The following is a 10,855-nucleotide window of genomic DNA, read 5'->3' on the forward strand; positions in this document are numbered from 1 at the left end:
GCGATGCCTCTTCTTTCTTTACGTATCCATGGAAATCTCTTCCCATTCCTCTCCATCGAGGTTCAATAGCCAGGTCAGGCCATATCTTCGTTCATACACAACTCCCGGATTAATGCTGACGGCAAGCTCTTGGTTATGAAGACGTGTTTCTACTAGTGCCCAATGAAGGCGATAATATAAGTCCAATTCATCCATTAATTCATTATGATTCCGTAAATGTGCTTGCTTGAGCAGGTCTTCTCGCTCAGATTGGAGCATGAGATCGTAGAGTGTCTGTACATCTGATAAGTCATTTGGAAATGGCAAATCGCGGACTAAGCTGACAGCCCATAAAAGAGCCGAATTGCATTCAATTCTCCATGAGTAGGCATTTAGTTCATCCTGGTCAGGATCCTCATTTTCGAGAAATTCCAACTCATAAGGAGTGAAGAGCCCCTCTTTATAGAAACGGTCAATTAATTCATCCACAACTTCATCAGGCGCCCCGCTGCCTTTGGCGGAAACGATCGTATTGGCAATAGCCCGGTCGATAATGGCTTCAATCGTCCTAATCTCGTGTTCTTCATCTCTATGTAATGGCGGTAAATTCTTATTGACGGGTATACCCAATGCCCTTACGACTTTCTCCGTTCGTATTTTCCTGCCTACTGGACTGTTCATCTTTTGTCCCCCCTTTGTGTATAAAACTCTCCCATCGTCATATTTCAAAAGGATATGCTGCTAATATCCTGATTTTAACATAAGAGGTAATTTCAATGCATTTATCTACCTTTACTCTAACGGCTGAAGTTGCCTCACAGCCATGCAGAGTGAAAAGTAATATAGGCTAATTTAATATTCTATGATATCAACTAACACTTTCCTGCAAAACTTGTCGGCCTTTTTGAATGATTCTTCCTTTCTATTCTTGGAATCACTGATTTTTTCTTATTATAGGCCTAATGTCCTTCACAATTTATAATCTATCTCCTCTTTGAAAATCAAGAGATATGTCCTGGCGGATAGTGGGAGGCTATCTCAATTTTGTAAGTAATGTAAGTGATAAGTAATTTAGTAAAGCGCTTACATTGCTGATTTTTATACTAAGATAAAGATATGAAAGGGAGGGATTAGAACATGCAAAAGAAAAAAATAATCTCGATTATTGCAGCAATTGTGGTCTTTCTTATCATTATTCTTTTACCTACTCCGGAAGGTCTTCCGGTGGCAGGACAAAGAGCATTAGCCATTCTAGCTTTCGCAGTTATTCTTTGGATTACAGAAGCCGTTACCTATCCAGTCAGTGCAGCCGCCATTATTGGACTTATTACCATCTTCATCGGTCTAGCTCCGACAGTGGAGGACCCTTCTGCTACCTATACGACCAAAGGAGCCCTGCAGCTCGCATTAGGAGGCTTCAGCAACACAGCTGTTGGTCTAGTTGCCGGTGCCTCCTTCCTCGCAGTCGCGATGGAGATTACAGGACTTCATAAACGAATTGCCTTATTCATCATGTCAAAGGTTGGGACGAAGGCGAGCAGTCTTGTCATTGGGACAATTGCCGTCAGTATCGTGCTTGCCTTCTTCGTCCCAAGTTCCACAGCTCGTGCTGGAACATTGGTGCCGATTCTGTTAGGAATTGTGGCAGCCTTGTCGATGGCGAAAAATAGTAAGCTATCAGCCTTGCTGATGATTACGGCCGTACAGTCCATTTCCATCTGGAATGTTGGAATCAAGACAGCAGCCGCACAAAACATGGTGGCCTTAGGATTCATGGGAGAGGCCTTTGGCTTTGATATTACATGGGGGAAATGGTTTATCTACGCAGCTCCATGGTCAATCCTCATGTCTGTTGTTCTCTACTTTGTCATGACACGGCTGATCAAGCCTGAAATGGATGACTTAAAGGACAGTAAAGCTTTAATTAAATCCCAGCTTAAGGACCTAGGTAAAATGTCGAAAAAAGAACTCAAATTGATTGTCATTTCTTTATTATTATTGTTCGCCTGGGCGACAGAGGGAATGCTCCATCCGTTTGATTCAACAAGTGTTACCTTTATCGCGGTAGCCATCATGCTTCTTCCTGGAATTGGGGTTTATACGTGGAAAGAGGTTGAAAGAAAAATACCTTGGGGCACATTGATTGTGTTCGCAGTTGGTGTCTCCATGGGTTCGGTCCTTCTAAGCACAAAAGGGGCTGAATGGTTATCCACGAATACGTTAGAAGCAATGGGTTTAACTGATATGCCAATCATTGGAATCGTGATGGTTCTGTCCCTTTTCAACATCTTGATTCACTTAGGGTTTGCAAGTGCCACAAGCTTATCATCCGCGTTTATTCCAATTGTTATTGCACTCGTGGCTGGTATGGGAACAACCGATTTCAATGGCCCTGGACTTGTGCTGATTCAGCAGTTCGTCATCAGCTTCGGATTCCTCTTGCCAGTAAGTGCACCGCAGAACATGCTTGCTTATGGAACAGGAGCGTTCAGTTCTAAGGATTTATTGAAATCAGGAATCCCAATTACATTAATCGGTTACCTTCTGATTGTCCTGTTTAGTATGACGTATTGGCAATGGGTAGGTCTGTTGTAAGCGTTATCAAAGGGATTGTTCATAGAGAAACAATTTGGGGAGGAGAAACACCTATGCAATCAAGTACGAACAAGCCGTGGAATGCATTCCACGGTCCGAACTTCGGGTATTTATTGGAGCAATATGAACAGTATCTAACAGATAAAAGCTCAGTGGATGAAAGCTTTCAACATTTGTTTGATCAATGGGGAGCCCCACATGAGGCAGAAGCAGAAATGAATCAACCAGGGCTTTCTCCAAATGAATGGATGCAGAGGATGCGAAAGCTGATTGCTGTAATGGAGCTGGCAGGGAATATTCGAAAGAGGGGGCACCTTGAAGCGGATATCAATCCAATAGAAAGAAGAAAACCAATCGGGATTGGGAATCCACAATCATACAATCTCACAGAGGAGCAAATAAGAGAGATCCCAGCTGAATTTATTTCACCTATGCTGCAAGGATCTTATACAGATGGATTAGCGGCCATCAACCGGCTCAAAGAGCTGTATATGAATAAGATTGGCTATGAGATTGAGCATCTAGTTGACGAAGAACGAAAATGGTTTGCTGATCAAATTGAACAAGGATATGTGGACCGCGCCATCCAAAAGATTGATAAGAAGAATTTGATGGAACAGCTTATGGCAGCAGAAGGGTTCGAACAATTTATCCATAGAACCTATGTTGGACAAAAGCGCTTCTCGGTTGAAGGACTCGAAACATTGGTACCGGCTGTTGAGGAGCTGGTGAAGATTTCGGCAGAGGCAGGATTTGATAATGTAGCGATTGCGATGGCTCACCGCGGCCGGCTGAATGTACTGGCCCATGTGATGGATAAGCCATATGAAGCGATTCTTTCTCAATTCCAGCATTCTGCTTATCCAGGCAATAAGCCAGAATTAAGTACAACAGGCGATGTGAAATATCATATGGGAGCAACCGCGGAAAAAGTCTATGACGGGAAGAAGATAACCGTAACGATGGGCAATAATCCGAGCCATCTTGAGATTGCTAACTCTGTTGTTGAAGGATATGCACGGGCGGCGCAGGAAGTTCGGACGAGCAAGGGAAATCCAGGCCAAGATTTTAACAAAGCATTATGTGTATTAGTGCATGGGGATGCGGCCTTCCCTGGTCAGGGATGTGTAGCCGAAACGCTGAATTTCTCAAGAACAGCCGCTTATCATACGGGTGGTACAATCCACATCATTGCTAATAACAATATTGGCTTTACAGCTGAAACACATGAATCACGCTCAACTGAATATTCAAGTGATTTGGCAAAAGGCTTTGATGTTCCGATCATTCATGTGAATGCGGATGATCCTGAGGCATGCCTGGCTGTCATGGATTTGGCTTTTCAGTACCGTCAGGCATTTAACCGTGATATTGTAATCGACCTTATTGGATACCGCCGCCTCGGCCATAATGAGATGGATGAACCGATGGCAACGAACCCAGTGATGTATAAGAAGGTAAGAAATCATCCAACTATTACGGCAGTGTATCGACAGCAGGCAGCCGCCGCAAAAGCTCTTACAGATTCAGAGACTGCCAAGATAGAAGAGCTGGCAGCTGCCAAGCTGAAGGAAGCCCATGGCCGTATTTCGAAGGAACAGGAAGCAATCCCTTCCATTGAGGAAATGATGAATGGTGTTCCAGCTGCTAATGTGAAAACGGATACAACAGTGGATCATCCGACTTTATCAAAGCTCAATACTGAGTTGCTCGATTGGCCGGAAGAGTTCGAGGCATTCAAGAAGGTGCATAAGATTCTTGAACGAAGAAGAGAGGTCTTTGGGAACCAAGGGAAGGTTGATTGGGGACATGCGGAAGCGCTGGCCTTTGCTTCTATCTTGAAGGATGGAACTCCTATCAGGATTACGGGTGAGGACACAGAGCGCGGAACATTCTCGCACCGCAATCTCGTTCTGTCGGATGAGCGTACGGGTGTGAAATATAACCCGCTGCATGAGATGGAATCAGCCAATGCCTCCTTCGCCATCCATAATAGTGTGTTATCGGAAGAAGCGGTGCTCGGTTTTGAGTATGGATATAGCGTGTTCTCAAAAGAGACACTCGTATTGTGGGAAGCACAGTTTGGTGATTTCGCTAATGGTGCCCAAGTGCTATTCGACCAATTTATCTCCTCCGGGAAAGCGAAGTGGGGGCAAACGTCTGGTCTTGTTGTTCTGCTGCCGCATGGTTTTGAAGGGCAGGGACCAGAGCATTCCAGTGCGAGAATAGAAAGATTCCTGCAGCTATGTGCGGAAAACAATATGACTGTAGCCAATCTCTCATCAGCCGCACAATACTTCCATCTTCTAAGAAGACAGGCTGCAATGCTCGAGAGGGATGAGGCGAGACCGCTCATTCTTATGACGCCTAAGAGCTTATTGCGTAATCAGGCAGCAGCCTGCTATATAGAGGAGTTCACAAATGGAGAATTCCAGCCGATCATTGAACAGCCTGGTCTCGGGGCAGCAGCCGAAAAGGTTGAGCGCATTGTATTCTGTTCAGGACGTCTCGCAGTTGAGCTGGGCGAAAATGTGAGCAGGCAGATGGAACCCGAGTGGCTGGATATCATCCGGGTGGAAGAGTTATATCCATTCCCTAAAGAAGAAATCAAGAGGATTGTGAATCGCTACAAGAACCTAAAAGAGGTCATTTGGGTACAGGAGGAGCCAAAGAATATGGGAGCATTCCGTTATATGGAGCCTAAACTGACGGAAATCATCCCATCCCATCTATCCATTTCCTATATTGGAAGACCGGGAATGGCTAGTCCTGCAGAGGGAGATCCGCTTGTCCACAAGAAAGAGCAGGAGCGGATCATTCATGAAGTATTCACAAAAACGAAAGAGGGCTTTGCGGTTAAATAAACCGGATAAGACTTGATAAGGAAGGATTGATTCATAAGATGGCTGAGGTAAAAGTTCCAGAATTAGCAGAATCCATTACAGAAGGTACGATCAGTGAATGGTTGAAACAACCAGGGGATGCAGTAGAAAAAGGTGATTACCTGCTTGAGTTGGAAACGGACAAAGTGAATGTGGAAATTATTGCTGAGCATAGCGGTGTATTAGAAAGCATCATGAAGGATGCTGGAGATACCGTACAAGTCGGTGAAACAGTCGCAGTGATTGCAGAAGGCAAAGAGGTCGCTCCAGTCCTTAAAGAACAAGCCTCACCAGTAAAGGAGGAGGCGGCACCGCCAGCAGTGCATAAACAGGAGGCAGTTTTGGCTACCCCTGCAGCACGAAAGCTCGCACGTGAAAAGGGTATCGACCTCAGCAAGGTAGAAGCAGTGGATCCGATTGGACGAGTCAATAAGCAGGATGTTGAGAGAACATCTGGGAAGCCGAAGGGAAATCCTGTACCTAAGCAGCCAATCCAAGTCAGCAGCGATAAGCCTGTAGAAATTGTAAAGATGTCCCGCAGACGCCAGACTATTGCCAAACGCCTTGTAGATGTCCAGCATACAGCTGCCATCTTGACGACCTTTAATGAAGTCGATATGAGTGCTGTCATGAAGGTAAGGAAGAAAAGGAAGGATGCATTCCAGCAGGAGCATGATGTTAAGTTAGGGTTTATGTCCTTTTTCACAAAGGCCGTCATTGGCGGATTGAAGAAGTACCCGCTGTTAAATGCAGAGGTACAAGGAGATGAGCTTCTGATCAAGAAGCATTATGATATTGGGATTGCGGTCTCAGCACAAGAGGGGCTGGTCGTGCCTGTTGTGAAGAATGCGGACAGAATGAACTTCGCCGAGATTGAGAAGGAGATTATGGATCTTGCCGTGAAGGCGCGCAATGCCAAGCTTGGTCTTGCCGATCTTCAGGGAGGCACGTTTACGATTACAAATGGCGGGACATTTGGATCGCTTCTATCCACTCCAATCTTAAATGCACCGCAGGTTGGGATTCTTGGGATGCATTCCATTCAATACCGCCCGGTAGCAGTCGATCAAGAGCGTATAGAAATCAGGCCGATGATGTATATTGCCCTTTCCTATGACCATCGAATCGTTGATGGGCGGGAGGCAGTTGGCTTCCTCGTTAAGGTGAAGGAATTGCTCGAGGACCCTGAGAAGCTTCTTTTAGAAGGATAATAGAATAGAACGGTATTCTGCGCTGCTAGTAAGGATGTTATTCTTGCTGGCAGTGCTTTTTTATGCGTTTTTTTGGAAAATGTTAAGAAAAATCGACAAAAGGCTCATTTACTAGGAGAAAATGCCTGGAGCATTTATACTTAATGTATAGAATAGTGTCAAAAAGTGTCGAAATAAGCTAAAAAAAGGGCTGTTTAAAGATGAAATTATGTCGAAGAGAACCAAGAACAGTAAAGCTGCAAACACTTGTTATGATTCTCGTCTTTATGGTTGTTCTCCTTTCTGCTTTGGCAACAGCTCTATTTATCAGCTATTATGTGACCAAGAATGAAGAGAAGCATCTTTCTGAAAAGATTCAAGCGATAGCCAGAGTGACCGCCCATTCCAACACGGTGATTCAATCTTTACAGGAGGAGACGGAAGTTGATATCCAGGAATACGCGAATGAAATTCGTACATTATCTGATGTCGGTTTCGTCGTTATTATGGATATGGACTTGATTCGCAAATCGCATCCACTTGATGAAGAAGTGGGGCAAACCTTCTTTAATCGGAAAGATGCGGAGAAATCCTTGGAAGGAAAGGAATACTTCTCCGTTGAGGAAGGACCGCTCGGAATGGGAATGCGAGTATTTACTCCTGTTTATGACGGAGGAGAACAAATCGGTGTCGTTGTCGTCGGTGTTTCGCTGGACACGGTGGAGTCCCTTGCCTATAACAGCAGACGCTATGTGTATATTGGAGCCATCCTTCAATTATGTCTTGGTGCAATAGGAGCCTATTATTTAAGCCGCTATATGAAAAGAAAGCTCTATGGTCTTGAGCCTGTGGAGATTGCGAAGATTTTGCAAGAACGCAATGCGATGATTGAAGCTGCGAAGGAGGGAATCATCGGTGTCAATGATGATGGGAAGATAACCGTTATCAGCCGAGAGGCATTGAGGCTTATGGGATTTAAACAGAAAGAAGAGATCTTAGGCCAATCGGTGGAGGATTGTATGCCAAGTCTGGCTCGAGCAATGAGAAACGGACAGCCTGAAGAAAACGTGGAGCAAGCCTTTGATCATCGGACCGTCCTTGCGAACAATGTCCCCATCATGCATAAAGGCAGAGTAATAGGCGGATTATCTGTCTTTAAAGATAAGACAGAGCTGCAGGAGATGGCAGACCAATTAACAGGAATTAAGCTGTACACGGAATCATTGCGGGCACAGTCTCATGAATTTATGAATAAATTCCATGTCATCCTAGGCCTTGTCCATTTGAAAAAATATGATGAGATGAGTCGCTATATTGAGAACCTGGTGGATGATTATGAAACAGAGAAAGGATTTATCGTCAAGCGAATTAAGAATGCCATCTTTGCAGGCTTTTTACTAGGGAAGCTCAGCAAGGCAAGGGAGCTCGGCATCCAGCTCATCATCAATGAGGACAGTTATATGCCGGGATACATCGAGGAGGAATACATCCATGACCTCATCCGCATTGCCGGAAACTTGATTGAGAATGCATTTGATGCTTTGGAGGGTGCTAAAGAAAATGTGGTAATCTTTTCAATCGGTGTGCTTGATGGAGAATTGGTGATGGAAGTCGGCGACAGCGGCAACGGCATACCGGAAGAATTGGTGACGGCGATATTTGAAAAGGGCTATTCAACGAAGGGAACTGGCCGGGGCTATGGGCTGTATTTGACTAAGCAATCGGTTGAGAAATTAAATGGGATGATTGAACTGAAAACAAAGGCTGGAGCGGGTACAACTTTCACGGTTTTCCTGCCACTTCAAGAAAGCTGAAGGGAACGATTATAGATGATAGAAGTTCTGATTGTTGAAGATGATCCAATGGTTTCGGAGATTAACAAGAACTACCTAAGAGATATACCAGGCTACCATGTAATGGGCGCTGTATCTTCCGTTCAGGAGGCCCTTCAATTTCTGAAGACCGATCTGCCTGATTTGATTTTATTGGATATTTTCATGCCTGAGCAAAATGGCTTGGCTCTTCTTACCGCTATTAGACAGCAGCAACTCGATATTGACGTCATCTTGATTACAGCGGCAACGGATATTGAGAGCATCCATAAGGCCATTCAGAACGGAGCATTCGACTATATCATCAAGCCCTTCCGCTTCGACCGCTTTAAGCAGGCTATGCTCAAATATAAGGAGCAATCAAGGGTGATGAAAGAGGAGAATGAGCTGAGCCAGGAGGAACTGGATCACTTGCTCCTCGAGAAAAGAGGGATGACCGGAGATGTCATCCTGCCAAAAGGCTTGGCCAAGAATACCTTGAAGGAAATCTGGAATTTTATCAACAGCAAAAATGGCGATGAGTTCACGACAGAGGATCTCGTTGAAGCGGTCGGAATCTCAAGGATTTCAATTAGAAAATATTTAACCTTTCTTGAACAAATTGATGTTCTTACTTCCTCTTGCAGCTATGGTCAAATTGGCAGACCTTTGACCCTTTTTCAGTGCAAGGATGCCTGTGACCGGAATGTAGAGCCCTATCTTGTAAACTAGCTCTAGTGTGGAAATAATTGCTTACATTAGTTTCGAAAAATTGATATTGTTCAGTTATATTTATACAGTAATAGTATAGGAGAATTATTCTTCTTTTCTGCTGACATTATTGTAAACGCTGTCATCCGCAGGAAACTTTTCATACTGGAGGGGTTGGACATGGAAACAAAGCAAACAGATACAGTGGTGATTGGTGCTGGACCCGGAGGATATGTTGCGGCAATCCGTGCATCTCAATTAGGACAAAAAGTCATTATAATCGAGAAAGAGTATATAGGCGGTGTGTGCCTGAATGTTGGCTGTATCCCATCAAAAGCCTTGATTACGGCAGCTCATCATTATCATGAGGCAAAGCATTTTGATGTTTTCGGCCTGAATGTTCCGCAGATTGATGTAGATTTCTCCAAGGTACAGGCATATAAGGAAGGGGTCGTCAACCGGCTGACATCAGGTGTCGGAACATTGCTGAAGGGCAATAAGGTAGAAGTCGTTAAAGGAACAGCGGCTTTTCAGGATGCCCATACGATTAAGGTTGAGTCAACAGAAGGAGAGCAAGTAATCCAGTTCAAGGATGCCATTATCGCAACAGGCTCCCGCCCGGTTGAGCTGCCAACCATGAAGTTCGGTCCAAGAATCCTGGATTCAACAGGCGCATTGAATCTTAAAGAGATTCCAGAAAGCATGGTTGTCGTTGGCGGGGGTGTCATTGGCATTGAACTAGCCGGCGTGTATGCGAATTTTGGAACGAAGGTAACCATCCTTGAAGGCGGAAAGGATATTCTTGGCGGAATGGATGCGAAGATGACCTCAATCGTTAAACGAGGCCTTAAGAAAAAAGGAGCAACCGTCACAACAGGCGTATTCGTGAAATCGGCAGAGGAAAAGGATGGTCATGTCGAGGTCATCTATGAGGAAAAAGGGGAAGAAAAAACAGCGGTGGCTGATTATGTTCTTGTGTCAGTTGGGCGCAAGCCGAATACAGACAAGCTTGGCTTAGAAAATACCGGTGTCCGCTTAACAGAAAGAGGATTTGTCGAGGTAGATTCCCAATGCCGTACAAATGAGAGTAATCTTTATGCCATTGGCGATATTATTGCCGGTCCGCAGCTTGCTCACAAAGCCTCTTATGAAGCAAAGGTAGCGGCAGAGGCAATTGCTGGCCAGCCATCTGTCATTGATCACGCCTGCATACCGGCAGTTGTGTTCTCAGAACCAGAAATCGCCGTTGTCGGCCATACGGGGGCAACAGCGAAGGAAGCTGGAATAAAGGCAGCTGAAACGAAGTTCCCATTTGCGGCAAATGGCAGAGCCATTGCCTTAAATGAGACAGATGGATTTGTTCAATTAGTAACTGATAAAGAGAGCGGCGTCATCATCGGCGCGCAAATCATCGGGCCAAGCGCCTCTGATTTGATTGGAGAGCTCACCGTTGCAATTGAATCTTCTCTCACTGCAGAGGATCTAGCTTTAACGATTCATGCACATCCAACTCTCGGAGAAATGATTATGGAAACAGCGGAGGTCGCCATCGGGCATCCGATTCATATCGTGAAATAAAAAGTGAAAAAGCGGGGACTGGCTGTATGCCGGAATCCCCGCTTTTTTTGCCTCTTCTAAGCTACTTTTTTAAGCCTCCGGCACCTAATCGGTCACCTTCGCTTTTGAT

The 10,855-nt window shown here is 44.9% G+C and carries 7 protein-coding genes; 6 read left to right on the forward strand and 1 reads right to left on the reverse strand.

The window, feature by feature from the left end; translation table 11 throughout:
- Positions 1-18 precede the first annotated feature (18 nt).
- Positions 19-660, reverse strand: coding sequence for a DUF4272 domain-containing protein (locus tag ACI35L_RS15440; RefSeq protein ID WP_439803263.1), 642 nt, complete (start codon positions 658-660; stop codon positions 19-21).
- Positions 661-1,116: 456 nt separating this feature from the next.
- Between ACI35L_RS15440 and ACI35L_RS15445 the strand changes: the two genes are divergently transcribed.
- The 6 genes from ACI35L_RS15445 (at position 1,117) to lpdA (ending at position 10,746) form a co-directional block, all read left to right on the forward strand.
- Positions 1,117-2,574, forward strand: coding sequence for a DASS family sodium-coupled anion symporter (locus ACI35L_RS15445; RefSeq protein ID WP_049669582.1), 1,458 nt, complete (start codon positions 1,117-1,119; stop codon positions 2,572-2,574).
- Between the two features lie 53 nt (positions 2,575-2,627).
- Positions 2,628-5,438 (forward strand): 2-oxoglutarate dehydrogenase E1 component, encoded by a 2,811-nt coding sequence (locus ACI35L_RS15450; protein WP_439803264.1) that lies wholly within the window; start codon positions 2,628-2,630, stop codon positions 5,436-5,438.
- A gap of 38 nt (positions 5,439-5,476) precedes the next feature.
- Positions 5,477-6,667, forward strand: coding sequence for a 2-oxoglutarate dehydrogenase complex dihydrolipoyllysine-residue succinyltransferase (odhB, locus tag ACI35L_RS15455; protein WP_439803265.1), 1,191 nt, complete (start codon positions 5,477-5,479; stop codon positions 6,665-6,667).
- 200 nt (positions 6,668-6,867) lie between these two features.
- Positions 6,868-8,460 (forward strand): DcuS/MalK family sensor histidine kinase, encoded by a 1,593-nt coding sequence (dcuS, locus tag ACI35L_RS15460; RefSeq protein WP_439803266.1) that lies wholly within the window; start codon positions 6,868-6,870, stop codon positions 8,458-8,460.
- 15 nt (positions 8,461-8,475) lie between these two features.
- Entirely contained in the window at positions 8,476-9,189 is a 714-nt protein-coding gene (locus ACI35L_RS15465; protein ID WP_049669586.1) for a response regulator, read from the forward strand.
- 159 nt (positions 9,190-9,348) lie between these two features.
- On the forward strand, positions 9,349-10,746 hold the full coding sequence (gene lpdA, locus ACI35L_RS15470; RefSeq protein WP_439803267.1) for a dihydrolipoyl dehydrogenase: 1,398 nt from the start codon (positions 9,349-9,351) through the stop codon (positions 10,744-10,746).
- Positions 10,747-10,855: the final 109 nt, after the last annotated feature.

The sequence above is a fragment of the Pradoshia sp. genome (genome assembly GCF_051873915.1).
In the GTDB taxonomy this organism is placed as follows: Bacteria; Bacillota; Bacilli; order Bacillales; family Pradoshiaceae; genus Pradoshia.

What these genes read in the sequence shown, in the direction of transcription:
- ACI35L_RS15440 (WP_439803263.1), bottom strand. Translation starts at nt 660, where the DNA reads ATGAACAGTCCAGTAGGCAGGAAAATACGAACGGAGAAAGTCGTAAGG.
- ACI35L_RS15445 (WP_049669582.1), top strand. Translation starts at nt 1,117, where the DNA reads ATGCAAAAGAAAAAAATAATCTCGATTATTGCAGCAATTGTGGTCTTT.
- ACI35L_RS15450 (WP_439803264.1), top strand. Translation starts at nt 2,628, where the DNA reads ATGCAATCAAGTACGAACAAGCCGTGGAATGCATTCCACGGTCCGAAC.
- odhB (WP_439803265.1), top strand. Translation starts at nt 5,477, where the DNA reads ATGGCTGAGGTAAAAGTTCCAGAATTAGCAGAATCCATTACAGAAGGT.
- dcuS (WP_439803266.1), top strand. Translation starts at nt 6,868, where the DNA reads ATGAAATTATGTCGAAGAGAACCAAGAACAGTAAAGCTGCAAACACTT.
- ACI35L_RS15465 (WP_049669586.1), top strand. Translation starts at nt 8,476, where the DNA reads ATGATAGAAGTTCTGATTGTTGAAGATGATCCAATGGTTTCGGAGATT.
- lpdA (WP_439803267.1), top strand. Translation starts at nt 9,349, where the DNA reads ATGGAAACAAAGCAAACAGATACAGTGGTGATTGGTGCTGGACCCGGA.